Here is a 24,075-nt window from a genome sequence, read left to right on the forward strand (position 1 = left end):
ACATGACGAACGAATCCGGTGGTGTTTTCCCGTACGAACGGCGTTGCGCCGAGGCTCTCCGGGAGATCGAGGCCTGTCGCGAGATCGAGGTGCACGAGGCCCGGCTGGGTGAGGTTTCCCCTCCTTTGGACCAGGCGCCCCTCGTTTTCGAGGAGCTGGCCCTGGACTACGGACTGTCCCTCGGGCAGCAGATCCAGGACCGCTTCTTCCGCTTCAACGAGGTACAGACGTACTGGCGCTCCACCCGACCGGACTCGCGCCTGGTCGGAGAAATCCATCTCACTCATATCTATCGCACCGTCGTGGAAAACGGCCTGCACGTCATCTGGGAGGGAATGGACGACGAGGAGCGCGAACTCCACCAGGAGCTCAAGTTCTTCGACGACACACCGGAGACCGGAAGCGGCCGCATGGCCCTGTTGCGCCTGCCGCGCGGTACCACGGATCCCGAGGTCTGGTACTTCGACCGGTACGAGGGCGCCATGCCCATGGACATTGACTACGCGTCCTATCTCGACACCCTACTGATCACCAAGGGGACGACCGGCTGGCAGTACCTGTACTGCGCCACCGGTTTCGGAGATCCAGGATTCACGTCCGCCGTGGCCGGGCTCAAGGAAATGGTCGAGGAATTCCCCCGGCTCTTCCCCGGCCACGACTACTCCGACCTCAGGGCACGCCTGGAGGCGCGCGCATGACCCGTTACGCCGACATCCCCAAACCCATACGCTCCGGCATCGTCGTCGTAGATCCCGACCGCGGCACCCCCCAGCGCATCATCGTCCTCCAGTTCAACCCGGACACCCTGGAGCGCAGCGTCGCGCCCCAGACGGCCGGGGACAGTGGTGACGCGGGCGGCGGGGGCGCCGGGAGCGGTGACCGGAACGAGGCGTTGCGGCTCAAGGGCCCCGCCCAGGAGACCTGGAAGTTCACCGCCGAGATCGACGCGACCGATCAGCTGGAGATCGCCGCGCCCGACGGGATCCACCCGCAGCTCGCAACCCTCGAAATGCTCGTGCAGCCGACCACCGCGCAACTGCGGGCCGCGAGCCGGCTCTCGCAGAAGGGGACCATCGAGATCAGCCCGATCGAGATGCCGCTGACGCTGTTCACCTGGGGGAGCAAGCGGGTGATGCCGGTGCGGCTGACCGAGGTGACGATCAATGAATCCGCCTTCGATGTGAACCTCAATCCGATACGGGCCTCGCTGAGCATCGGCATGAAGATCCTCACCGTCAGCGACCTGCCCGCCGGGCACCGCGGTGCCGATCTGTACATGGCCCACCTCGCGCAGAAGGAGCGGCTCGCCGCCGCCGCGCGGGGGAGCCTGGGGGCCCTCGGGCTCGGGGGAACCGATCTCGTGACCGGAAGGGGCTGACCGAAGCCATGGCCGACATCGAGCCGTACGAGAACGCCCTGGAGGCGATCCCGGGCGCCCATCCCTACCCGCGCACCAGCCGGTACCACGACGCCGAGATCGGCGTGCACCGGATGGCCGACGGCACCGAAGTCCGGTACACCAAGCGGCGGTTGCTGCCTGCGCTGGACGAGGACACCGAGCCGCACGTCGTCGGGGCAGGTGAGCGGCCCGACCTGCTCGGGCAGCGCTTCCTGGGCGACCCCGGGCAGTGGTGGCGGATCGCCGACGCCAATCCTGTGCTCGATCCCCGGGAGCTGACGGACGAGGCAGGGCGCGTCATCGGCATTCCGGCGGCCGGCGGCTTCCCGCGCGGAGAGCGGCATGTCTGAACAGCCCGTGGGGCAGGGCCCCGTCCACATCCAGCTCCTCATGGGGCCGACCCTGGCCCGACCGGTCCCGGTCGAGGTCGCCGAGGCGCTGCTGTCCGCCCAGATCACCGCCACCGCCGGTGAGCGCAGCGGCTTCCAGCTCGCCTTCGACCTCACCAAGAACGGGATGGTCAATCAGCGGTTGCTGCCCGAGGGGTTCTTCGACCCGAAGACCCGCGTCATCGTCACCGTCAGCGTCCGGGGCACGCCCGAGGTGCTCTTCGACGGGCTGATCGTGCGCCAGGAGGTCGGCGCCAGCAACCGTCCCGGCCACTCCACGCTCACCGTCACCGGCGAGGACCTCACGCTGCTGATGGACCTGGAGGAGCGCACCGCCCGCTACCCCAATCTGCCGCCCTCCGAGCGCGTCCTCGCCATCCTGCGCCGCTACTCCGACTACGGCGTCCGGCCCGACGTCTACACCGAGAAGGTGGCCCAGCCCCCGCACCAGGACCTGCGCGTCCATTACCAGACGGGGACCGACCTGCAGTACGTCACCGAGCTCGCCCGGGCCAACGGCTACACCTTCTATCTGGAGCCCGGCCCCGGCCCCGGCCAGTCCTCGGCCCGCTGGGGCCCGGAGGTCCGCCTCGGCATCCGCCAGCACGCCCTCAACGTCAACATGGACGCCGACTCCACCGTGGACCAGCTGACGTTCGCCTACGACGGCACCGCGCGGGAGGAGCCGCAGGCACGCTGGCAGGACCCGGGGACCCGGCAGGCCACCCTGCTGCCGCAGCCGCCCATCAGCCCCCTGCGCCCGCCTCTGGGCAGGCGCCCCACACCGGCGCTCAAGCGCAGGACGCTGTCCGGCACCGCCAAGCAGTCGCGCGAGCAGGCCGAGGCCGAACTCCTCGCCAGGGCCGCGGTCTCCGCCGACGTCGTCTCGGGCTCCGGCTCCCTCGACGTCAACCGGCACGGCTACATCCTCCAGCCGCGCCGGCTCGTCGGCGTGCGCGGCGCCGGACGGGCGTACGACGGCGACTACTACGTCAAGTCCGTCACCCACAACCTGCGCCCGGGCTCGTACCAGCAGAACTTCACCCTCTCGCGCGAGGGTCTGGAAGCGCGCAGCGACTACGTCCGGCCCTAAGAAGACCAACGACACACCCATCAGGAGCAGTTCAGCATGGCGGCACCCAGCAATCGCTACCTCGGCAAGTTCCGCGGCCGGGTGGTGGACAACAACGACCCGCTGCGCATCGGCCGGATCACGGCCGAGGTCCCGGACGTCCTCGGCGACGAGCCGTCCACCTGGGCGCTGCCCTGCCTGCCGTTCACCGGTCCCGAGGCGGGCCAGTTCGTGGTGCCGCCGCCCGGCGCGGGCGTATGGGTGGAGTTCGAACAGGGCGATCCCAGCTTCCCCGTGTGGACCGGGTGCTGGTACGGAGCCGCGGACGAGCTCCCGCCGGACGCGCGCCGCGAGCTCCAGGCGAACGCGGCCAACAAGCCTGTGGTCGTCCAGACACCGCAGGCGCACAAGCTCGTCATGAGCGACACCGCCGGAGCCGAGCAGGGGATCCTCCTCCAGGCCCAGGGCGGCGCCTACATCCGTATCACCAAGGAGGCCGTGGTCATCGCCAGCGGCGGGGGCGCCGAGGTCATCCTGCGCGGCGGCGAAGTGATCATCAACCAGGGTCAGTTGACCGTGCACTCCAAGCGATAGACAACGGGGGAAGAAGTTGTCCGGAAGTCTGCTGGACGCGGGCGCCGTGATCGGCTGCCCGCACGGCGGCCGCGTCACGCCCGCCACCACACCCACCGGCGGCACACGCGTCGCGGGCGCGGCCGTCGCCACGGCCGCCCACGCCTATGTCGTGACCGGCTGCCGGCACATCGTCGACAGGGTGCCCTCGCCGTGCGTCTCGGTCCGCTGGAGCGCCGGCGACATCGGCGTCACGGCCGACGGCGCGGCCGTGCTGCTCGACACCTCCGCGGCCCAGTGCTTCACCGCGGCCTTCGTGCCGCAGGGGCCGCCCGTCGTCCAGGCCGCGCAGCGAAAGGTCACCGTCCGATGAGGCCGATGAGTCAACGAACCCGCCCGCGTACCGACATCGCGTTCCCCTACCACGCCGACCGCCGGGGACGCACCGCGCACGCCGGCCCCGCCGAGCACGTCCACGACCTGATCGAGCAGCTGCTGTTCACCAGCCCCGGCGAGCGCGTGATGCGCCCCGACTTCGGCTGCGGACTGCTCGACCTGGTCTTCGCCCCCAACAGCCCCGAGCTGATCAGCACCCTCGAACTCTCCGTCCAGGCCTCGCTGCAGCGCTGGCTCGGCGACCTCGTCGAGGTCGTGGCCCTCGACATCGAGGGTGGCGACGACGTCGTACGCGTGCATCTGTCCTACGTCGTACGCGCCATCGGCGCCGTACGCGAGGACGTCTTCGAGGGGAGGACGGCGTGACCACCGGAACCACCCGCCGGGCCAAGGTGCGGGCCGCCCAGCTCAACGGAGTCGACGCCGTCGAGGTGAGCGACGACGGGCTGCTGCTCACCGTCACCTTCCTGGGCAAAGCTCCGCACGGCCTGGGTCCCGAGAACGTCCGCATCGACGGCGGCCGCCGGATCACCGGCATCGCCGCGGTCGACGTCAGCGTCGAGCGCGAGGAGGATCCGGAGCTCGACGACCGGCTCTACGTCACCCTCGACAAGGCCGGTGACACCTCCCGCTACCGGCTCTCGCTGGTGGAGCCCGACCCGTACGGGCGGCCCGGCACCGAGCCGTTCCGCGGCTTCGACCAGCGCTACCACAGCGCGGAGTTCGCCTTTGGGCCCGACTGCCCGACCCCCTTCGACTGCACGGACGGCCACGAGCCGGAACCCGCCTTCCCGGCCTCCCCGGTCGTCGACTACACGGCCCGCGACTACGACACCATCCGCAAGCTCCTGCTGGACCGGCTCGCGCTCACCACCCCGGACTGGATCGAGCGCAACCCCGCCGACCTGGGCGTGACGCTCGTGGAACTGCTCGCCCACACCGGCGACCAGATCAGCTACCAGCAGGACGCGGTCGCCACCGAGGCCTACCTCGACACCGCGCGCCGCCGGGTCTCCGTGCGCCGGCACGTCCGGCTCATCGACTACGCGATGCACGACGGCTGCAACGCCCGCGCGTACGTCACCGTGGAGACCGCCGCCGATCACACCCTGGCGCCCGGCACCTTCCGCTTCGCCTCCGTCGACGTGCGCCGCCTCGATCCGCACGACCGTCCCGAGCCCGGCACCGTCATCGACGAGAACGACCTCGGTGATCTCGACGAGCGCGGCTCGGTGGAGGTCTTCGAACCGGTCGTCGCGGCCGCCCCCCTGGAGCTCCGGGTCGCGCACAACGCCATCCGGCTGTGGACCTGGGGCGGCGAGGTGTGCGCCCTGCCGGAGGGAGCCACCGCGGCCACCCTGCGCGACGAGTGGGTGGATCCGGAGACCTGCCGGGACCGCCGACTGGACCTCGAGCCGGGCGACGTCCTGGTCCTGGAGGAGGTGAAGGGCCCGCGCACCGGCACCCCCGGCGACGCGGACCCCACCCACCGCCAGGCCGTGCGCCTGACCTCCGTCACCCCCGGACTGGACCGCATCGAGGACCAGCCCGTCCTGGAGGTCGCCTGGGCCGCCGAGGACGCCCTGCGCTTCCCGCTCTGCCTCGCCACCCGCGGCGGACGCGACTGCCTGCCCGTCGAGGACGTGACCCTGGCCCGCGGCAACGCCGTCCTCGTGGACCACGGCCGTTCCGGACTCCACGAGACGGTCACCGTGCCGCCGGTACCGGCCGTCGTGGCCCCCTGCGACCCGCCGGACTTCGGCTGCCAGGACCGTACGGAGGGCAACGCGCCCGCCCGGCTCATCAACTCCCTCACGGACAAGGCGGAGAGCGGCGTGGCCCTGGCCCCCGACGACGTCCGCGAGCTGTTCGAGGTCGTGGGGGAGAGCGCCACCGTACGCGCCGGAATCGGTCTGGAACGCGCCGGGCAGCGGCACGTCGGGGTCCCCCCGGCCGGAGGCTGGGGGAGGGTCGTGCCCGGTACGGCGTACGCGCAGGCCGCCGCCCTGCGGACCCTGCTCGCGCAGTCCGTGTACCCGGGCATCGCACCCCGCTTCCGCCCCGTCCTCGGCCGCGCGCCGGTCACCCAGGCCGTGCCGTTCCCCGATCCGGCCACGATCGCCGCGGGGCAGGCGGAGCGGATCGCCGCCGTCCCGGGCCGGGTCCGGCAGCGGCTCGTCGAGCTGTGGCGCAGCGCCCGCGACCGCGACGGACTCGGAGAGGAGGAGATCGACGAACTCGCCGTGATCTACGGGCTGAAGGTGCTCGAGCGGCTGGAGCTCCGCCGTCATCCGGTCCGCGCCCTTCGTGAACTCCTGTATCGCAGCGACCAGTTGCTCGGCGCCCAGCTGCGTCGCATCGAGATCCTCGCCGCGCGGGCCCGCGCGGGCACGGTCCTCGACCCGCACATCGCCTGGGAGATCGCCCACAGTTGGGGCCCGGCGTACGCGGCCGGACTCCACCCCGACGAGCCGGTGCTGCGTGGTTCCGCGAGTGTGGCTCTCGCCCAGGATCCGCGCCGCGCCCTGCCCGCCGTACGACTGCACGACACCGACGCGGTCTGGGAGCCGCGCCACGACCTGCTCGGCAGCGCAGCACGCGATCGCCACTTCGTCGGCGAGACGGAGGACGACGGCCGCCTCGCCCTGCGCTTCGGTGACGGGCGCCACGGCGCGAGGCCGACGCCCGGCGCCAGGCTGTCCGTGCACTACCGGCTCGGGGGCGGCGGCGCGGGCAATGTCGGCGCGGAGGCCATCAACCATCTGGTCGTCGAGGGCGACTGCGATGTGCTCGCCGTCACCGTCCGCAACCCGCTGCCCGCCACCGGCGGCACCGAGCCCGAACCCGTGGACCAGGTACGCCAGTCGGCCCCGCTCGACCTGCGCCGCACCCGGCTGCGCGCGGTCACCGCCGAGGACTACGCGGCCCTCGCCTCCGCCCTCCCCGGGGTGCAGCGGGCCGCCGCGGAGCTCCGCTGGACCGGCAGCGTCCAGGAGGCGCACGTCGCCGTGGACGCGCTCGGCGCCGGCGCCCCGACCGAACGGCTGCTCGCCTCGGTGGCCCAGGCCCTGGAGTCGTACCGGCGCATCGGCCACGACCTGGTGGTGGGCCCCGCCCGGCTGGTGCCGCTCGACATCGCGCTCACCGTGTGCGCCCGGCCCGGCCACCAGCACGGGCAGATCCTGGCCGAGTTGTACCGCGTGCTCGGCAGCGGCCGGCTGCCGGGCGGACGCCTTGGCTTCTTCCATCCGGACGCGCTGACCTTCGGCGAGCCGGTCCGGCTGAGCCGGCTGGTCGCCGTCGCGGCGTCCATCCCCGGGGTGGAGAGCGTACAGGTCACGCGGCTGCGGCGGCTGTTCGAGGAGGACCGAGGAGAAAGGGAGGACGGCGTGCTGCGGCTCGGCCCGCTGGAGATCGCCACCTGCGACAACGACCCGGACCGGCCGGAGAACGGACGGCTGGCGATTTCCCTGGGAGGTGACCGATGACCGCCGTGTGCTCCTGCGGTGGCGCGTGCGGCGGACACGACGAACGCCTCGTCCCCGCCCCGCTCCACAACCCGCCCGGCCGCACCGCGCTCGACTACCGTGTCGGCGAGTACGGTTCCTTCCTCGCCGCGCTCCTCGACCGGCTCGCCTCGCCCGCGTACCCGGCCCTGGACGGGCTGACCGTGCGCACTCCCGACGACCCGGCGATCGGCCTGCTCGACGCCGCCGCCGTCCTCGGCGACCTGCTCACCTTCCACTCCGAGCGGATCTCCGACGAGGCCTACGTCCGCACCGCCAACGAGCACCGCTCGCTGGTGCTCCTCGGCCGGCTCGTCGGCCACCGCCCGCGCCCCGGCGTGGCGGCCGGCACCCATCTCGCCTACACCCTCGAACGCGATCCGCGCGCCGAGGCCATGCCGGTGCTGATCCCGCGCGGGGCGCGCAGTCACAGCGTGCCCGCCTCCGCCGACGAGCAGTCGCTGACCTTCGAGACCGGCCGGGACCTCACCGCCCGCTGGGACTGGAACGAGCTGACGGTGAGGCGGCGCCGGCCCTCCCTGATCACCCCCGACGACCTCGACCGCCGCTCGGAACTGTTCGTCGAAGGCACGGCGAACTCCCTGCAGACCGGCGACCAGTTGCTCTTCGTCTTCGGTGAACAGGCGGGCGGGGAGCGAAAGTTGCTGCCCGTCGCGAAGGTCCGGATCGACCGCGAGGAAGAGATCACCGCGATCTCCCTGCCCAAGTCGGCCCCGCCCACGCTGAAGGAGCTGGTCGACGAGGTACGCCGCTGGACCGCCGGGCCGGTGGACCCGGGCGAGCCGGGCGACGAGCCCCCCACGCCCGAGGTCCCCGACCCCCGTCCGGTCAGTCGGCTGATCGAGGACTTCGACGACCAGGTCCTCGCCCCGCTGCGGGCCGACCTGGACGGCATCAAGACCCCGGGCAGCCTCGCGGCCCGCCTCGCGGACCCCGTCGCCCGCCTGCGCGAGGCCCAGGTGCTCACCGAGCCGTACGAGGACGTGGCGGCGTGGTTCGAGCAGCTGGAGGCGGTGCTGGCGGAACTCGCCGAACGGGCCGGGGAGTTGGCGCCCGCGCAGCCCGCCGATGCCGCCGCGGCCCCCGCGTCTTCCGCCTTCTCCGCTCCCTCCGCCTCGTCCGACTTCTCCGCTCCCTCCGCTCCCTTCGCCTCGTCCGCCTTCTCCGCTTCCTCCGGGACGGGCGGAGCCGACGCGCCACAGGGAACGGCCGGGGACCCCCGCCACGCCGCCCTGCAGACCCTGAGCAGAATTCTTCCCGCCCTGCGCTCCACCGTCCCGGCCCCCCGGCGAGGCGGCCGTCCCCACCGTCCGGGCACTGACACCGCCCGTCTGCTCGCCGCCCTCGACCCGGGGCTCGGCAGCCTGTACCCGGCCTGGCGTACGGCCGCCGCACCAGGCACCCCGCAACTGCTGCGCGAGCTGCTCGCGATGCGTGTCACCGCGGCCCCCTTCGGTGCCACGGCCCCGCTGAAGCCGGTCCAGGACGACCGCGGCCGGGTCATCCGCACCGCGGACTGGCCGCTGACGGGCGCGGTGCTGGCGAGCATGCGTGTGGTGTACGACCCCGCGGGCAAGGTGCCGGTCCGGGTGGAGTTCCAGTACGTCGAGGGCAGCAGCTCCGACCAGCGCGCCGAGAACCTGCCCGTCACCCAGCAGCTCACCTTCCCGCTCGGCCCCGGCCAGGTCGACCTGTCGACCCGTGCCGCCCAGGACCGCGAACTGAGCTGGCTCAACCGCCGCCCGGCCGCCGCCGAGGAACCCGGCGTCACCGCCCGCCTCCACTCCGGCCTGCCCGAACGCACCCTGTTCGTGTCCCGGCCGGACGACGACGGCACGGTCCATGTGGGGATCCACAACGGCACGCCCCAGGAGTTCACCCTGCGCCCCGGGGTCCCCGTGCAGGTGACCCACGGCGAGTACGAGGTGACCTTCAGGTACACCGTGGGCAGCACCGAGCCCAACGTCGAGATCGTCATCGCGAGCAAGCCGGAGCCGCTCAACCGGCGCGTCCTCCAGCTGGACAGCGTGCACGACGGCATCACGGTCGGCAGCTGGGTGGCCGTCCGGCGCCCGGCCAAGGGAGCTGCCCTACCCGGCGACGTCAAGCTGTCCTTCGTCACCACACAGGTCGTGGCGGCGCGTACCGCGGCGTACTCCAACTACGGCATCACCGGCCGCGGCACCGTACTCACCCTCGCCGACCCCTGGCTGGACGAGTTCGACGTCCTGCTCTCCCACATCCGCGACACCACGGTGCACGCGGCGGGCGAGCCGCTCCGCCCCGCCGACGAGCCGCTCGGCGAGGACGTGCACGGCAACGAGATCGAACTCGCCGAGCTGTACGACGGATTGCGCCCCGGCCGCACCCTCGTGGTGAGCGGCGAGCGCGCCGACATCCCGGGCGCTACCGGTGTCACGGCCAACGAGGTGGTCACGCTCGCCGCCGCCGACCCGGCCGTCGATCCGCAACTGCCCGGCGACCACGTCCACACCCGGCTGACCCTCGCCGCCGACCTCGTGCACCGCTATCGCCGCGCGAGTGTGCGGATCCTCGGCAACGTCGTCGAGGCCACCCACGGCGAGAGCCGTGAGGAGGCCATCGGCAGCGGGGACTCCGACCGCGTCAACCAGACGTTTGCGCTCTGGCAGTCCCCGCTGACCTGGCTCGCCGCCGACAGTCCTCCCCCAGCCGTCGGCCGGGGGTGCCCCCATCTCGCTTCGCTCGGCGCCACGCCCGTCCTGGAGGTGCGCGTCGACGGGGTGCTGTGGCACGAGGCCGACAGCCTTGCCGGGCGCGGTCCGACCGAGCGGGTGTACATCACGGGCAGCTCGTCCGACGGCCGGACCACCGTGACCTTCGGCGACGGTGTGCACGGCGCCCGGCTGCCCAGCGGGCACGAGAACGTCCGCGCCCGCTACCGCTTCGGCACCGGCCGGGCCGCCAACGTCCCGGCCGGCCGGATCACCCAGCCCCTCACCCGGCCGCTCGGTGTCACCGCGGTCACCAACCCCCGTCCGGCCACGGGCGGCGCGGACGCGGACGGGCCGGGCCTCACCCGCCGTACCGTCCCGCTCGCCGTCTCCGCCCTGGACCGGCTGGTCTCCCCGATGGACTACGAGGACTTCGCCCGCTCACGGGCGGGCATCGGACGGGCCGTGGCCCGCGAGCTGTTCGACGGACGCCGGCGGGTGCTGCACGTGACCGTCGCGGGCACCGACGACATCCCGATCGCCGACGACTCCGATGTACTGCGCGCCCTGCGCGGGGCGCTGACGGAGTACGGAGACCCGAACCTCCCGGTCCGCGTGGACGTGCGCGAACTCGTTCTGCTGCTGGTCGCCGCCAAGGTGAAGGTCGCCCCGGACCACTCCTGGGAGATCGTCGAACCGCGGCTGCGCCAGGCCCTGTTGCGGCGACTCGGCTACGAGGGCCGGGAGCTGGGGCAGCCGGCCCGGCTCTCCGAGGTGCTGGCCACGGCGCAGTCCGTGCCCGGCGTCGACTACGTGGACGTCGACGTCTTCACCGGAGTCCCCGCCTCGGCCGGCCCGGAGGAGCTCACCGCGCTGCTCGCCGGACCCGGCACGCCCGCGCCGTCCGTACCGGCGCACCCGGCGACGTACGAGGAGAGGACCCACACCGTCCGCGACGAGCACGGCGAGACCCTGTCGTCCGTCTGCGCCCGGTACGGCATTCCGCTCGCCGAACTCCTTCGCCTCAACCCCGACATCACCGACACCCGGCGCCTGGCGAAGGGCCGGACGGTGTTCGTCTTCCGCGGCATACGCCCTGCCCGGCTCGCTCTGCTGTCGGCACGGGCCGCGGACACCCTGATTCTCACGGAGGTCAAGTGATGGCCGCGCATTCGGCGGATGTCCAGTTGGAGACGCCGGCCCCGGTGACGCCCCGGGAACCCGACGGGCTCGCCGAGCTGCTGCCCCGCTGGCACCGGCTGCGCGACGCCGAGGAGGGCGAGCCGCTGCGCGCCCTGCTCGCCGTGATCGCCGAGCAGCTCGACCGGGTCCGCGACGGTGTCCAGCAGGGCTACGAGGATCTGTTCGTGGAGACCGCGGCCCCCTGGGTGCTGCCGTACCTCGGCGACCTCGTGGGCTATCGCACCCTGCCGGGTTACGAACGCGTCCTCACCACCGGTCTGCACGGCGGCGGCCGGGATGCCCTGGCCGAGGCCATCGCCCCGCGCCGGGACGTGGCCGCCACCGTCGCGCACCGCCGCCGCAAGGGCACCCTCCACCTGCTGGAGGAACTCGCCGAGCAGGTGGCCGAGTGGCCCGCCCGCGCGGTCGAGCTGTCCCGGCACGTGGCCCACACCCAGCCGGTGAAGCTGTACGGGACCGGTCGGCGAGGGGAGCGCGGACGCCTCCTCGACCTGCGGGACGGCGCGGGACTCGCCCTCGCGGGCGGTCCGTTCGACGAGGCGGCCAGGACGGTCGACATACGCCGTGCCGACTCCTCCCGGAGGCAGGGCGGCCGGACTCCCGCCGGGGTCGGGCTCTTCGTCTGGCGGCTGAAGTCCCACTCCCTCACCTCGTCCCCGGCCTACTGCATCGACCGCGCCCGCAACCTGTACACCTTCTCGATCCTCGGCAACGACACACCCCTGGTCACCAAGCCGGTCCCGGAGCCCTCGCCGGTCCTCCCCCACTCTCGGCTTCGCTCGAGCGGGGGGACCCCCACCGCCGCCGTCGACAACGTCCCGGCGTTCATCACCCGCCGCCTGCTGCACGACCGGCTCGCCGACTACTACGGCCCCGGCAAGAGCCTCGTCATCCGGCGCGACGGCGAGGACAGGCCGGTACCGCCCGCCGACATCGTGGTCGCAGACCTGTCGGACTGGCGCTACCGGCCCCGGCGCGGCCAGGTCGCCGTCGACCCGGAGCTCGGGCGGATCGCGTTCGGGTCGCGGTCGGCGCCCCGGCAGGGCGTGTGGGTGGACTACCACCACGCGTCCGTCGCCGACATGGGCGGTGGTGAATACGAGCGGGCGGACCGCGAGCCCAGGCCCGACGCCGACTTCTACCGCGTCGGCCCGGAACAGCCGTACCGCAGGATCATGGACGCCTACCGGGCCTGGCAGGACGAGGGCAGCCCGGACCGCACCGGCATCATCGAGATCACGCACAGCGGCGCCTACCAGGAGCAGCTGGACTTCGACCTCGATCCCGGCGACCGGCTGGAACTGCGCGCGGCCGAGGGCACCCGCCCGGTGATCCGGCTGCTCGACTGGTACAGCAACCGCCCCGACGCCCTCAACATCCGTGCGGTGGCCGACGACTGTGCCCCGCACGAGCGGCCCCGACTCGTCCTCGACGGGCTGCTGGTCGCCGGACGCGGCATCAACGTCACCGGTCCGATGGGCGCCGTCGTGGTCCGGCACTCCACGCTGGTGCCGGGTTGGTCGCTGGAGCCCGGGTGCGAGCCGCACTCGCCCGAGGAGCCCAGCATCGTCCTGGAACGCACCACCGCCTGCCTCCAGATCGAGCACAGCATCCTCGGCACCATCGAGGTCATCGGCGACGAGGTCTCGGAGGACCCCCTCGACATCCATCTGCGCGACAGCGTCCTGGACGCCACCGGCGAGGACCGCGAGGCCCTCTCCGCCCCGGACTGCCGTCACGCCCACGCCGTTCTCCATCTGCACCGGACGACCGTCATCGGCGAGGTCCACACGCACGCCGTACGGATCGCCGAGAACTCGGTCTTCACCGGCCGGCTGCACGTGGCCCGGCGCGGCATCGGCTGCCTGCGGTACTCGTACGTCCCGCCCGGCTCGCGCACCCCGCGCCGGTACCGCTGCCAGCCGGACCTCGCGGGGCCCGAACAGGCCGCGCGCATACGGCCGTTGTTCGCCGCCGAACGCTATGGGACGCCCTGGTACGGGCAGTTGGCGGACCGGTGCGCCGAGGAGATCCGGCGCGGCGCGGACGACGGCGCCGAGCTCGGCGCCTTCCACGACCTGTACCGGCCGCAGCGCGAGGACGGTCTGCGGGCCCGGCTCGCCGAGTACACGCCCGCGGGCACCGACGCCGGGATCTTCTTCGTGACGTGAGCCGAGCCGCACTTCCTACGCCTGATCTGAGACATCCCGAACCAGGGGGACCCCTTCCATGCACGCTGACCTCTCCCGCTCCACGTTCCGCCCGGAGCGGCACTACTCGGCGGTCGTCGCCCAGCAGGGCCGTGTCCAGCTCGACGCCGACCTCAACGAGCAGACCGCGATCCAGCTCCACCAGGCCCGCACCCTCACCGCGGACCTGATCGGCCGGCACGGCGGGCCGCGCGACGCGACCGGCTTCCGGATCGAGTACGTGGGCGGCAAGCACGACATCGACACCCTGTACATCCACGGCGGCCGCTACTACGTGGACGGCATCCTGTGCGACGCGGACCGCCCGGCACCCGGCACAGCCGTGCCCGACGACGACGCCGCGGAACCGGAGCCGGCACCGACCGCGGAGACGCACTGGGACTACTGGAACCAGCCCGACGGCTTCCGCGACCCGGAGAAGCCCGGCGACCGGCTTCCCTCGCCCGCCCGGACTCCGTTCCTGGTCTACCTCGAGGTGTGGGAGCGCGCCGTCTCCGCCGCCGAGGACCCGGCGCTGCGCGAGGTCGCGCTCGGCGCCGCCCTGCCCGACACCGCCGTCCGGGCCAAGGTCGTCTGGCAGGTCCTGCCGCTGTCCCTGGCCGAGCTGGAGATCGAGGACGCCGAACCGTCCAAGGAGGTGGTCCGCGCCGCCTTCGACCGCTGGGCACAGCGCCGGGCCGCTCCCTCGGCGCGGCTCGCCGCCCGCAGCGAGCGGCCCGAGCACGCCGACGAGGACCCGTGCCTGGTCCGGCCCGACGCCCGCTACCGCGGCCCCGAGAACCAGCTGTACCGGGTGGAGGTCCACGCGGGCGGAGAGGCGAAGGACGCCACCTTCAAGTGGTCCCGGGAGAACGGCTCCGTGGTCTTCCCGGTCGACGAACTCGACGGCACCTGGGTGCAGCTGGCGACCCTCGGTCTCGACGACAAGCTGGACCTGGACGTCGGCGACCTCGTCGAGTTCACCGACACCGCCTACGCCTCCCGCCTCGAAGCGCTGCCCCTGCTGCGGGTCGAGGAACTGGACCTGCCGGGCCGGCGCGTCCGCCTCTCCGGTGAGCCGGACCCGGGCGTGGGACGGCTGCCACTCCTGCATCCGTTCCTGCGCCGCTGGGACCATCACGAGGGGCCGCGGCGCAAGGGTCGTACCGCTGCGCTGAAGGGCGGCGCTGTCCCCGTCACCGAGGGGGAGTGGCTGCCCCTGGAGGACGGCGTGGAGGTGTACTTCGCCAAGGGCGGCGGCTATCGCACCGGTGACCACTGGCTGATCCCCGCCCGCACCGCCACCGGCAGCGTCGAGTGGCCGACCGACCCGGCCCGCCGCCCCCTGCTGACGGCGCCCGCCGGCATCGCCCGGCACTTCGCGCCGCTGGCCCTGGTCAGGGGCGAGGGCGGGACCGTCGACTTGCGCCTGGCCTTCGGACCGCTGGCCGTCGGCATCCCGGCGGCGGACGAGGCGACGCTCGCGGCCGAGGCACGGGCCGCGAACGAGGAACGGGCCGCGGAGGCCGATCCCTCCGGCGGCCGCTCACAGACCACGGCGGCCGCCGAGGCCGCCGTGGAAGGAGACCGGTGATGGCCCAGCCGATGAGCGCGTCCAAGCTGGTGGAGATCCTGCGTGCCGAGGGCGTCACCGTCCACGAGGTGCGCAACTGGCGTCACCACAACCGCAACAGCAAGGGCCCCTGGGGACCGGTGAACGGTGTCATGATCCATCACACCGTCACCTCCGGCACGGCCGGCTCCGTGGACATCTGCTACAACGGCTACTCCGGCCTGCCCGGCCCGCTGTGCCACGGTGTGATCGACAAGCAGGGCCATGTCCACCTCGTCGGCAACGGCCGCGCCAACCACGCGGGCCTCGGCGACAGCGACGTCCTGCGCGCCGTCGTCAACGAGACGAGACTGCCGCACGACAACGAGGCCGACGTCGACGGCAACCGGCACTTCTACGGCTTCGAGTGCATCAACCTCGGCGACGGCAGGGACCCGTGGCCGGAGGCGCAGAAGGAGGCCATCGAGAAGGTCTCGGCCGCCATCTGCCGCCACTACGGCTGGTCCGAGCGCTCCGTCATCGGGCACAAGGAATGGCAGCCGGGCAAGCAGGACCCGCGCGGCTTCACGATGGACGGCATGCGGCGGCGCATCGCCGAACGGCTGGCCGGAGGGGGCGGCGGGACGGACCCGGGCGAGCCGACCGACCCGAAGCCCGCGCCGAAGCCGGCGTACGCGCCCTTCCCGGGCAGCGGCTTCTTCCACATCGGGCAGAAGTCGCCGGTCATCACGGCCATGGGCCACCGGCTGGTCGCCGAGGGCTGCGGCCATTACGAGAGCGGGCCGAGCCCCGAGTGGACGGATGCCGACCGCAAGTCGTACGCCGCCTGGCAGCACAAGCTGGGCTTCAGGGGCAAGGACGCGGACGGCGTCCCCGGCAAGGTCAGCTGGGACCGGCTGAAGGTGCCGTCGGGCGGGTGAGGCTGCTGCGCCCGAGCGGGGCGGGACCTCAGTCCCGCTCGGCGCCCTGCTCCTTGTCCCGCTTCAGGTTCTTGACGCGCACCGATTCCTTGCGGACCTCGGCCTGGGTGGCGCGCTCCTTCTCCAGCCACTCGGGCCGTTCCTGCTTCAGCGCCTCGATCTGCTCGGTGGTGAGGGCCTCGGTGACCCCGGCGCGCGCCAGGCCCGAGATGGAGATCCCGAGCTTCGCCGCCACCACGGGGCGGGGGTGGGGGCCATTGGTGCGCAGTTCGCGCAGCCACTCGGGCGGATCGGCCTGGAGCTCGGTCAGCTCGGCGCGCGAGACGACACCCTCCTGGAACTCGGCGGGGGTGGCGGGGAGGTACACACCCAGCTTCTTCGCCGCCGTGGCGGGCTTCATCGTCTGGCCGGTCTGCTGCGAACTCATGAGGTCAAGGGTATCGGCCGGGTACGGGAGGTCCGACCACGGCCGGTAACCTGGCCTGGTGACAGGCTCGGAGGAAACACCGTCGTTCCGGCTCGCGTACGTCCCCGGCGTGACGCCCGCCAAGTGGGTACGGATCTGGAACGAGCGCCTGCCCGACATCCCCCTCACCCTTCTCCAGGTCACGGCCGCCGAGGCGCCCGACGCGCTGCGCGACGGTGCGGCCGACGCCGGGCTCGTACGGCTGCCGGTCGACCGTACGTTCTTCAGCGCGATCCCCCTCTACACCGAGGCGACGGTGGTCGTGGTTCCCAAGGACCACCTGATCACGGCGGCCGAGGAGGTCACCCTGGACGACCTCGCCGACGAGGTCCTCTTCCACCCCCTCGACGACGTCCTCGACTGGGACAGCCCGCCCGGGGAGCCCGCCTTCGAGCGCCCCGCCACCACGGCCGACGCCATCGAGCTGGTCGCGGCCGGTGTGGGCCTTCTGGTCGTCCCCCAGTCCCTGGCGCGTCTGCACCACCGCAGGGACCTCACCTACCGCACGGTCGTGGACGCCCCCCAGTCGAGCATCGCCCTGTCCTGGCCCCAGGAGGCGACCACCGACCTGGTCGAGGACTTCATCGGCATCGTCCGCGGCCGGACGGTCAACAGCACCCGTGGCCGCGCCCAGCCCCCTGTGGAGGAGAAGCGCAAGCGCCCCGAGAAGAAGCCCGCCGCGGGCAAGTCGGCGGCGCGGAACCCACGGGGACGTTCCGGCGGTTCACACGGCACCAAGCGGGGCAGGCCCCGGAAGCGGTCGTAGGCGCGGGGATCCGGCCCGGACGGGGGGCCTTTGGCGCCCGGCGGGCGCGCCGGGCGGCCCGGCGGCCCCGACCGGCGCCGCGGTCAGGGCTGTGTGGCCTGTCCGCCCAGGTCGGCGACGGCCAGGGCCAGCCCGGCCAGGACGAACAGGAGTGCCGTCAGCACGCCCAGCTGCAGTGCCCCGGACGCCCGGCCGTGGTTGGCGAGGTGGGCGAAGTACACCGCGCCCACGGCGGCGATACCGGCGGCCGAGCCGACCCGCTGCCCCATCTGCAGCACCCCTCCGGCCGCGCCGGCTCGCCGCACCGGGACGCGGGCCAGGGTGAGGGCGGTGTTGGGGGAGGTGGTCAGGCCCGAGCCGACCCCGGCGACGAGCAGGGGCAGCGCCGCGGCCCACCCCACGCCCGCACCCGGCACCAGCCGTACGGCCGCCACGGCCCCGAGCAGACCGAGCACCACGGCGCACAGCCCCCAGACCACCAGCCTGCGGCCGTACCGGACGACCAGCCGTCCCCCGGCCAGCGCGGCGAACGCCGATCCGACCGCGAACGGCATCGCGGCCAGTCCGGCCGCCAGCGCGCTGTAGTCCAGGGTGTTCTGCAGGAACAGCGTGTACACGAAGAAGACCGAGGTGAAGCCGGCGAAGTACACCAGGCTCAGCAGCGATCCGCAGGTGAACGAACGCCGGGTGAACAGCTGCAGGTCGACCAGCGGCCCCCGCCCCAGCCGCCCCTGTCGCCGCTCCCACACCCAGAACGCCGCCAGCAGCAGGACGGCCACGGGGACCAGCACCCACTTGCGCCGGCCGGGCCACGCCTGTTCCTGCACCAGCGGCAGCATCAGCGCCAGCGCACCGGCGCCGAGCAGCAGCACGCCCGGCACGTCGAACCCCTCCCGGGAGCCCTTCGGCGGGGACTCGGGCAGCAGGCGCAGCGCCGCGGCGAACACCGCCACGCCGATCGGCAGATTGACGAAGAACACCCAGCGCCAGCTGCCGGACGCCTCGATCAGCAGGCCTCCCGCCAGCGGGCCGACCGCGGTGGAGACGGCGACGACACTGCCGAACATGCCGAACGCCCGGGCGCGCTCGGCGCCCTGGAACATCTGCTGGATCAGCCCCGACCCCTGGGGCGCGATCATGCCTCCCGCCACGCCCTGGAGCAGCCGGAACATCACCAGCCACCCGGCGGTCGGCGCCAGCCCGCAGGCCGCCGAGGCCAGCGTGAACAGGGCGACCCCGATGATGAAGGTCTCCCTGCGGCCCCGCACGTCGCCCAGCCGGCCCGCGGGTACGAGGAACAGGCCGTAGGTCAGGGCGTAACCGGAGACCACCCACGACAGGTCGGCCTGCACCGCGTGCAGCCCCTGCTCCATCGAGGGCAGCGCCACGTTCACGATCGACGTGTCGAGCAGGGTCATGAAGCCCGCCGTCAGACAGACCGCGAGCGCCTTCCAGCGTCGCTCGTCGGTGGCCGGCTCCGTGGAGCTGGCCTGCACTGTGGTCATGGGGCCTCCGGCCGGAGCGGTCCACCGCGTCGTGGTGTCTTGCGATCACGGTAGAAACAGGCTCCGCACCGCGCTCGTCGGGCCACGACCCCCACATGCCGCCCTGGGCCGCCCGGTAGCCGCGCGGCTGATGCGGCTGCTGGCCGAGGGGCCCCTGACACATCCGGAGAACAGTTCCTACCCGGACTGCGCCGACCGGGCGACGCCCCCGGTCACGGACTAACGGCACGCCGTCTGTCAGGACGTGCCCGTGCCCAGGAGCCACGCGTATGCCGACTGCGCCGTGAACTCCGGCTGGCCGCCCCGCAGGAGCAGTCCCGCGGTGGCGAACTCCGGGGCGTCGGCCTGCGCGGCGACGTACGGGACCGCGATGCAGCGCATCCCCGCCGCGTGCGCGGCCGCCGCGCCCAGTGCCGCGTCCTCCAGGACCACGCAGTTCGCGGGGTCCGTTCCGAGGCGCCGCGCCGCCTCCAGGAAGATGTCGGGCGCGGGTTTGCCGCGGGGTACCTCGTCGGCCGGGACGACCGTGCGCAGATACGCGTCCAGGCCCGTGCCCGCCAGGACCGCCTCGATGGCCTCGGGGGAGGAGCCCGAGGCCACGGCCGTCGGGACGCCCTCGGCCGCCAGCAGCTCCACGAACTTGCGCATCTCCGGATACACGCGGGTGCGGGTGCGGGCGAGCTCCAGATAGCGGCGGTTCGTCGCGGCGAGCAGCGCGTCGACCGGGGCGGTCAGACGGTATCGCTCCTTCCAGATGATCACCGTCTCCAAGGTGCTGACCCCCACGTAGCTCTCGTGGTCCGCCCAGGTGTAGTGGTGCACGCCGTGCTCGGCGAGGGTCTCCCGGCTCGCTGCGTAGTAGTTGGGCTCGCTGTCCACGAGCGTTCCGTCGAGATCGAAGATGACCGAGACAGTGCCGAGTCCGCCGACCTTGCTCATGGCGTCCAGGATGCCAAGCGTCATGAGCGCGCGGCCGTCCGGCCGACCGACTCCACCAGGGGCAGCAGCCGGTGTGCGACGCGCTCGCGCAGCGCCACTTCCGTCCGGGTGCGCACCACGCCCGGCAGGCTGATCAGCTTCTGGATCACGTCCTCGAGATGGCCGTTGTCCCGCGCCACGACCCGGGTCAGCAGATCCCCGCCGCCCGTGATCGAGAAGGCCTCGACGATCTCCGGCACGGCGGCCAGCGCGTCCCCGACGTCGTCGAGGTGGCCCTGGGTGACCTCGATGTGCACGAAGGCGAGCACCGGGTGGCCGAGCGCCGCGGGGGAGAGCGAGGGACCCGTACCGGTGATCACACCGTCCCGCTCCAGGCGGTCCAGCCGGGCCTGCAGCGTGCCGCGGGCGATGCCGAGGATGCGGGCGTACTCGCGCACGCTGGTGCGCGGCTGCTCCAGCAGCAGCCGCAGGATGCGGGTGTCGAGCTCGTCCACGCCCATGGTGCGCCGGCCTCCTCGTCCCTTCGACGATCACCATCGACCGTACCAATGGCACAGCTCACAGCAGTGCGGGTGAGCCGTCCGGCCTGGTCCGTTGGTCCGTCACCGGACGCTCTCGATCGAGCTCGGGTGTGCCAATGGTTCAGTGATGCAGAGAAGACTTGAGCCAGTGACCCCGTTGATGCTGTCATGGAGGCGTCGATGGCGCTGCGGATCCCGCGGCGCCTTTTTCATGCCAGTGTCCACAGGGGGCGGGAAAGCAGTGCTGAAGAGAGTGTTCGTGGCTCCGGACCCGGGGCGGCTGCGGTTGCGTTTCGCCGCGCGGGCCGTGCTCGGCATCGGACTGGCGGTGGTCGTCTGTGGCCTGGCCGGACACTCCCTCGTGGGCGCCGTCACGGGCGGGCTCGCCGCGCTGCTCGCACTGTTCACGGTCACCGACACCACCGTCCGCGGGCAGGCCGTCACCACCGCGCTGCTGCCCGCCGTGGGCCTGCCGGTGCTCGCCGCGGCGGCCGAGCTGCACGACCACCCGGTGGCGCGGGACATCGCCTTCCTCGCCGTCGTCGGCGCGGGTGTGTACGCGCGCCGCTGGGGGCCGCGCGGGCACAGCCTCGGTGTGTTCGCCTTCATGACCTTCTTCGTCGCGCAGTTCCTGCACGCCACCGCCGGACAGCTGCCGGAGCTGTACGCCGCCGTCCTGCTGTCCGTCCTCGCCGCGGCGGCGGTGCGCTTCGGACTGTGGTGCTACGAGCGCCGCCTGCCCCCCGCGGCCGCACCCGCCCCGCCCGCCACCAGCGGCCTGGCCCGGGTGACCACCCGGCAGGCCGTCCAGGCGACCGCGGGCGCGGGCTTCGCGCTCGTCGTGGGCCAGCTGTTGTCCGGACAGCGCTGGTACTGGGCCGTGGGCGCCACCTGGTGGATCTTCGTGAACACCGCCTCGCGCGGCGAGACGCTGGTCCGCGGCTTCCGCCGGGTGCTCGGCACGGTCATCGGCATCGGCCCCGGCCTGTTGATCGCCGTCCCGGTGCACGGCGCGCCGGCCCCCACCGCGGTCCTCGTCGCCCTGGCCGTCTTCGGCATCTTCTACACGGCCGCCGTGTCCTACACCTGGATGATGCTCTGGGTGACGCTGCTCGCCGAACTGCTCTACGGCCTCCTCGGCGTCCTGAGCCCCGGCCTGCTCGCCCTGCGCCTCGCGGAGACCGGCGTCGGCGCGCTCGGTGCCGTACTCGCCGTGCTGTTCGTGCTGCCCGTCACCACCCACCGCACCACCGACGCCTGGATCCAGCGTGCCCTGCGCTGCGTCCACAACTGCACCGCCGAGGCCGCGGCCCGGCTCGCGGGCTCGCCCACCGCGGACCCGGCGCCACGGGTGGCCGAACTGGAGCAGCTGCTCGGCCGGGTACGGCTGTCGGTCGCGCCGCTCGTGCACCCGCTCAACCCGATGCTCGGCCGCAAGCGCCGCGCCCGCCGGGTGCTCGCCCTGCTGGACGACTGCGCCCGGGAGATCCGCGGCCTGGTCGCCGTCGCCGCCGACCCGGAGGCCTCCCACGACGCCCGACTGGCCGCCGCCTGCTGGCGCGTCGAAGCGGCCGTCGAGGCGCTCACCAGGCGTTCGGAGCACATCACCCGGCCCGCCGAACCGCCCGCGGAACCCGCCCTCGCCCACCTGCACGGCCTGGAACACGCCCTCGCTGAACTCGCCGAACCCCTGCGCGCCCCCGCGGGGTCACCCTTGATCGGCGCCTGAGACGCGCCGCCCCGCACGTCTTGGTCTAGACCGCAAACTGCTACCGTCGGCCCCGGACTGGCTCGTACCGAGAGGGGACAGCGGTGGCAGACGGCGGCAGGCGGCGGAGGGCGTTCATCGGGTCGTTCACGGCGGCGGGCGGGCCCGGGGTCGTCACGGCGGCGGTCCACCCGTACAGCGGCGCCCTGGTCCTCCTGGAGAGCGTCGGTGGTGTCCCCGACCCGTCGTATCTCGCGCTCGCGCCCGGCGGACGGACCCTGTACGCGGTCAGCGAGACCGCCGACGGCGCGGTGGCCGCCTACCACGTCCACGACGACAAACCCCGGCTCGCCGGGCCGCCGGTCCCGGTCGGCGGCAGTGGGCCCACCCACCTCAGCCGCTTCGACGGACACGTCCTGACCGCCAACTACGGCTCAGGCAGCGTCACCGCCGTCCCCGTCCGCCCCGACGGCACCCTCGGCCATGCCGCCTCCGCGGTGCTCCAGCACACCGGCTCGGGTCCGCACGAGCGACGCCAGCGCGGACCGCACGCCCACCAGGTGCAGCCCGACCCCAGCGGCCGCTGGGCGGTCAGCGTCGACCTCGGCACCGACTCGGTCCGGGTCTGCACCCTGCACGGCGGCACCTTGGCCGTGCACCGCGAGTTCGCCCTGCGCCCCGGCTCCGGCCCCCGCCACCTGGCCTTCCATCCGCACGGCAGCTACGCCTACGTCGTCAACGAACTCACCCCGACCGTCACCGTCTGCCGCTGGGACCCGGAACAGGGCTCCCTGAAGCCGCTGACCGAGACCCCGGTGCTGCCCGGTGCTCCGGCCGGTGACGCCTACCCGTCCGGCATCGTCGTCTCGCCCGACGGACGCTTCGTGTGGACCGCGACCCGCGGCGAGGACGTCCTGTCCGTGTTCGCGGTCGACGGGGAGACGCTGCGGCTGACCGGTACCGTCCCCTGCGGCGGCCACTGGCCCCGTGCCCTCGCCCGGTCCGGCGGTTTCCTCTACGCGGCCAACGAGCGCTCCGGCGAGGTGACCTGGTTCGCCATCGATCCGCTGACCGGCATGCCGCGCTACGACGGCTCGGTCGCGGTGCCCGCGGCCTCCTGTGTGGTCTTCGGCTGAGCCCGCCGCCGACCCCGCCGCACTAGGCGAAGGGCCCGCCCCGTCCCGGGAGCGGGCCCTGTGTCGTACAGGTACCGTGCGGCGTCAGCGGACCGGACTGCCCTGCGGCTGCTGCGGGGCGATGCCCAGCGCCGTCGTGTACTTGGCCAGGGCGAGCTTGCCGATCGCCGGGTACGCGCCCAGCGCCTCGGCGGTCGCGCAGCCGGCCTCGGCGGCGGCCGCCTCCAGCAGGCCCGGGTCTATCTCGGGGCCGATGAGGTACGGAGCCAGCGCCAGCTGCTGCGAGCCCGAGGACCGCAGCTGCTCGGCGACGGAGACGATCGCACCGTCCTGGTCCAGGGCCGCCGCCATCACCGGCACGGCGAGCCGCGCGGCGAGCAGCATGCCGGTGATCCCGGCCGCCTGCACGGCCTCGTCGCCGCCCACGGAGGCGAGGATGATGCCGTCCGCGGCGGTCGCCACCGTGAACAGACGGGCGCGGTCGGCGCGGGCGAGGCCCGCCTCGGACAGACGCACGTGCAGCGCCTCGGCGAGCAGCGGGTGCGGGCCGAGCACATCGGTCAGGTCGGCGGCGACCCGGCTGTCCATGACGGCCTGGCGCACCCGGCGCAGCAGTGCACTGTCCGGACCGGCCAGCAGCGGGACGACGACGGCCACCGGGCCGTCGGGCTCCTTGACCTCGACACCGGCGGCGACGGCCTGCTCGTAGCGGGCGGTGCGCTGCTCGGCGGCGTGCGTCAGGACGGACTGGAGGGTGGGGAACTCGGCATCGTCCCCGTCCAGGTAGCCGATCCGGGCATCCAGGCCGGGCAGCTCGGAGCGGGCGATGCTCACGACCTCCTCGGCAAGGCTGCGCGTGGCGGCGCTCGGCGTACCGGGCACCGCGAGGACGAGCGCGGGCGCGCCCTCGGGAGCCACCAGCGGTTCGGGGCGGCGGTGCCGTCCGGGCTGGCGGGGTCGCGGCATTCGTACTGGCAGGCCGGACGCGGGCCCAGTAGGGGAGCTCATGGAGCCGCATGTTAGTGGTTTCCTGGGCTCCTCTGTTCGGGGAGGGTGCAGGTGAGCGGTATCCGTCCGGTTTTGTCTGATGAGTTACGCGC

General features: G+C 73.1%; 20 protein-coding genes. 15 read left to right on the forward strand and 5 right to left on the reverse strand.

Going from position 1 to position 24,075, the window contains the following annotated elements; translation table 11 throughout:
- Positions 1 to 2: 2 nt before the first annotated feature.
- Genes Q8A52_RS12525 through Q8A52_RS12580 form a run of 12 tightly spaced genes read left to right on the forward strand, consistent with a single transcriptional unit; the run spans position 3 to position 15,934 of the window.
- Positions 3 to 698 (forward strand): hypothetical protein, encoded by a 696-nt coding sequence (locus Q8A52_RS12525; protein ID WP_316751129.1) that lies wholly within the window; start codon positions 3 to 5, stop codon positions 696 to 698.
- Positions 695 to 1,378 (forward strand): hypothetical protein, encoded by a 684-nt coding sequence (locus Q8A52_RS12530; RefSeq protein ID WP_316751132.1) that lies wholly within the window; start codon positions 695 to 697, stop codon positions 1,376 to 1,378. The genes Q8A52_RS12525 and Q8A52_RS12530 overlap by 4 nt, the downstream gene beginning before the upstream one ends.
- Positions 1,379 to 1,386: 8 nt before the next feature.
- Positions 1,387 to 1,749, forward strand: a complete 363-nt coding sequence (locus Q8A52_RS12535; RefSeq protein ID WP_316751134.1) for a hypothetical protein — start codon at positions 1,387 to 1,389, stop codon at positions 1,747 to 1,749.
- A complete protein-coding gene (locus Q8A52_RS12540; protein ID WP_316751136.1) occupies positions 1,742 to 2,881 on the forward strand; it encodes a hypothetical protein in 1,140 nt (379 codons plus the stop codon). The genes Q8A52_RS12535 and Q8A52_RS12540 overlap by 8 nt, the downstream gene beginning before the upstream one ends.
- 36 nt (positions 2,882 to 2,917) lie before the next feature.
- A complete protein-coding gene (locus Q8A52_RS12545) occupies positions 2,918 to 3,454 on the forward strand; it encodes a phage baseplate assembly protein V (RefSeq protein WP_316751138.1) in 537 nt (178 codons plus the stop codon).
- A 16-nt stretch (positions 3,455 to 3,470) separates the two neighbouring features.
- Positions 3,471 to 3,806, forward strand: coding sequence for a hypothetical protein (locus Q8A52_RS12550; protein ID WP_316751140.1), 336 nt, complete (start codon positions 3,471 to 3,473; stop codon positions 3,804 to 3,806).
- 5 nt (positions 3,807 to 3,811) lie between these two features.
- A complete protein-coding gene (locus tag Q8A52_RS12555) occupies positions 3,812 to 4,195 on the forward strand; it encodes a GPW/gp25 family protein (protein WP_316751142.1) in 384 nt (127 codons plus the stop codon).
- Positions 4,192 to 7,317, forward strand: a complete 3,126-nt coding sequence (locus Q8A52_RS12560; RefSeq protein WP_316751145.1) for a putative baseplate assembly protein — start codon at positions 4,192 to 4,194, stop codon at positions 7,315 to 7,317. The genes Q8A52_RS12555 and Q8A52_RS12560 overlap by 4 nt, the downstream gene beginning before the upstream one ends.
- Entirely contained in the window at positions 7,314 to 11,210 is a 3,897-nt protein-coding gene (locus Q8A52_RS12565; protein ID WP_316751148.1) for a putative baseplate assembly protein, read from the forward strand. The genes Q8A52_RS12560 and Q8A52_RS12565 overlap by 4 nt, the downstream gene beginning before the upstream one ends.
- Positions 11,210 to 13,423 (forward strand): hypothetical protein, encoded by a 2,214-nt coding sequence (locus Q8A52_RS12570; protein ID WP_316751150.1) that lies wholly within the window; start codon positions 11,210 to 11,212, stop codon positions 13,421 to 13,423. The genes Q8A52_RS12565 and Q8A52_RS12570 overlap by 1 nt, the downstream gene beginning before the upstream one ends.
- 58 nt (positions 13,424 to 13,481) lie before the next feature.
- Positions 13,482 to 15,035: a DUF6519 domain-containing protein gene (locus tag Q8A52_RS12575; protein WP_316751153.1), complete on the forward strand. Its 1,554-nt coding sequence runs from the start codon at positions 13,482 to 13,484 to the stop codon at positions 15,033 to 15,035.
- Complete coding sequence (locus tag Q8A52_RS12580) at positions 15,035 to 15,934, forward strand: peptidoglycan-binding protein (protein WP_316751155.1); 900 nt, start codon at positions 15,035 to 15,037, stop codon at positions 15,932 to 15,934. Before Q8A52_RS12575 ends, Q8A52_RS12580 begins: the two co-directional genes overlap by 1 nt.
- Before the next feature lie 28 nt (positions 15,935 to 15,962).
- On the opposite strand, the gene Q8A52_RS12585 is transcribed toward Q8A52_RS12580, so the two are convergent.
- Positions 15,963 to 16,361: a DUF5997 family protein gene (locus tag Q8A52_RS12585; RefSeq protein ID WP_316751158.1), complete on the reverse strand. Its 399-nt coding sequence runs from the start codon at positions 16,359 to 16,361 to the stop codon at positions 15,963 to 15,965.
- A 58-nt stretch (positions 16,362 to 16,419) separates the two neighbouring features.
- Between Q8A52_RS12585 and Q8A52_RS12590 the strand changes: the two genes are divergently transcribed.
- Entirely contained in the window at positions 16,420 to 17,166 is a 747-nt protein-coding gene (locus Q8A52_RS12590; RefSeq protein ID WP_316751160.1) for a LysR family substrate-binding domain-containing protein, read from the forward strand.
- 83 nt (positions 17,167 to 17,249) lie between these two features.
- On the opposite strand, the gene Q8A52_RS12595 is transcribed toward Q8A52_RS12590, so the two are convergent.
- The 3 genes from Q8A52_RS12595 to Q8A52_RS12605 form a co-directional block, all read right to left on the reverse strand.
- Complete coding sequence (locus tag Q8A52_RS12595; RefSeq protein WP_316751162.1) at positions 17,250 to 18,671, reverse strand: MFS transporter; 1,422 nt, start codon at positions 18,669 to 18,671, stop codon at positions 17,250 to 17,252.
- A gap of 237 nt (positions 18,672 to 18,908) precedes the next feature.
- Positions 18,909 to 19,610 carry an HAD family hydrolase gene (locus Q8A52_RS12600; protein WP_316751165.1) on the reverse strand — a complete coding sequence of 234 codons (702 nt, stop codon included), beginning with the start codon at positions 19,608 to 19,610 and terminating at the stop codon, positions 18,909 to 18,911.
- A gap of 20 nt (positions 19,611 to 19,630) precedes the next feature.
- Positions 19,631 to 20,110, reverse strand: coding sequence for an Lrp/AsnC family transcriptional regulator (locus tag Q8A52_RS12605; RefSeq protein ID WP_316751167.1), 480 nt, complete (start codon positions 20,108 to 20,110; stop codon positions 19,631 to 19,633).
- Positions 20,111 to 20,372: 262 nt separating this feature from the next.
- Here Q8A52_RS12605 and Q8A52_RS12610 point away from each other — a divergent pair, with 262 nt between their 5' ends.
- Positions 20,373 to 21,860, forward strand: coding sequence for an FUSC family protein (locus Q8A52_RS12610; protein WP_316751169.1), 1,488 nt, complete (start codon positions 20,373 to 20,375; stop codon positions 21,858 to 21,860).
- An 83-nt stretch (positions 21,861 to 21,943) separates the two neighbouring features.
- On the forward strand, positions 21,944 to 22,975 hold the full coding sequence (locus tag Q8A52_RS12615; RefSeq protein WP_316751171.1) for a lactonase family protein: 1,032 nt from the start codon (positions 21,944 to 21,946) through the stop codon (positions 22,973 to 22,975).
- Between the two features lie 84 nt (positions 22,976 to 23,059).
- Here the strand turns inward: Q8A52_RS12615 and Q8A52_RS12620 are convergent, their stop codons facing one another.
- A complete protein-coding gene (locus Q8A52_RS12620; protein WP_316751173.1) occupies positions 23,060 to 23,983 on the reverse strand; it encodes a sirohydrochlorin chelatase in 924 nt (307 codons plus the stop codon).
- Positions 23,984 to 24,075: the final 92 nt, after the last annotated feature.

It is taken from the genome of Streptomyces herbicida (assembly GCF_032656585.1).
Taxonomy (GTDB): domain Bacteria; phylum Actinomycetota; class Actinomycetes; order Streptomycetales; family Streptomycetaceae; genus Streptomyces; species Streptomyces herbicida.

Coding starts and splice junctions, on each gene's coding strand:
- Q8A52_RS12585 (WP_316751158.1), bottom strand. CDS start 16,361: ATGAGTTCGCAGCAGACCGGCCAGACGATGAAGCCCGCCACGGCGGCG.
- Q8A52_RS12605 (WP_316751167.1), bottom strand. CDS start 20,110: ATGGGCGTGGACGAGCTCGACACCCGCATCCTGCGGCTGCTGCTGGAG.
- Q8A52_RS12535 (WP_316751134.1), top strand. CDS start 1,387: ATGGCCGACATCGAGCCGTACGAGAACGCCCTGGAGGCGATCCCGGGC.
- Q8A52_RS12570 (WP_316751150.1), top strand. CDS start 11,210: ATGGCCGCGCATTCGGCGGATGTCCAGTTGGAGACGCCGGCCCCGGTG.
- Q8A52_RS12555 (WP_316751142.1), top strand. CDS start 3,812: ATGAGTCAACGAACCCGCCCGCGTACCGACATCGCGTTCCCCTACCAC.
- Q8A52_RS12600 (WP_316751165.1), bottom strand. CDS start 19,610: ATGAGCAAGGTCGGCGGACTCGGCACTGTCTCGGTCATCTTCGATCTC.
- Q8A52_RS12540 (WP_316751136.1), top strand. CDS start 1,742: ATGTCTGAACAGCCCGTGGGGCAGGGCCCCGTCCACATCCAGCTCCTC.
- Q8A52_RS12545 (WP_316751138.1), top strand. CDS start 2,918: ATGGCGGCACCCAGCAATCGCTACCTCGGCAAGTTCCGCGGCCGGGTG.
- Q8A52_RS12575 (WP_316751153.1), top strand. CDS start 13,482: ATGCACGCTGACCTCTCCCGCTCCACGTTCCGCCCGGAGCGGCACTAC.
- Q8A52_RS12595 (WP_316751162.1), bottom strand. CDS start 18,671: ATGACCACAGTGCAGGCCAGCTCCACGGAGCCGGCCACCGACGAGCGA.
- Q8A52_RS12620 (WP_316751173.1), bottom strand. CDS start 23,983: ATGAGCTCCCCTACTGGGCCCGCGTCCGGCCTGCCAGTACGAATGCCG.
- Q8A52_RS12580 (WP_316751155.1), top strand. CDS start 15,035: ATGGCCCAGCCGATGAGCGCGTCCAAGCTGGTGGAGATCCTGCGTGCC.
- Q8A52_RS12565 (WP_316751148.1), top strand. CDS start 7,314: ATGACCGCCGTGTGCTCCTGCGGTGGCGCGTGCGGCGGACACGACGAA.
- Q8A52_RS12525 (WP_316751129.1), top strand. CDS start 3: ATGACGAACGAATCCGGTGGTGTTTTCCCGTACGAACGGCGTTGCGCC.
- Q8A52_RS12530 (WP_316751132.1), top strand. CDS start 695: ATGACCCGTTACGCCGACATCCCCAAACCCATACGCTCCGGCATCGTC.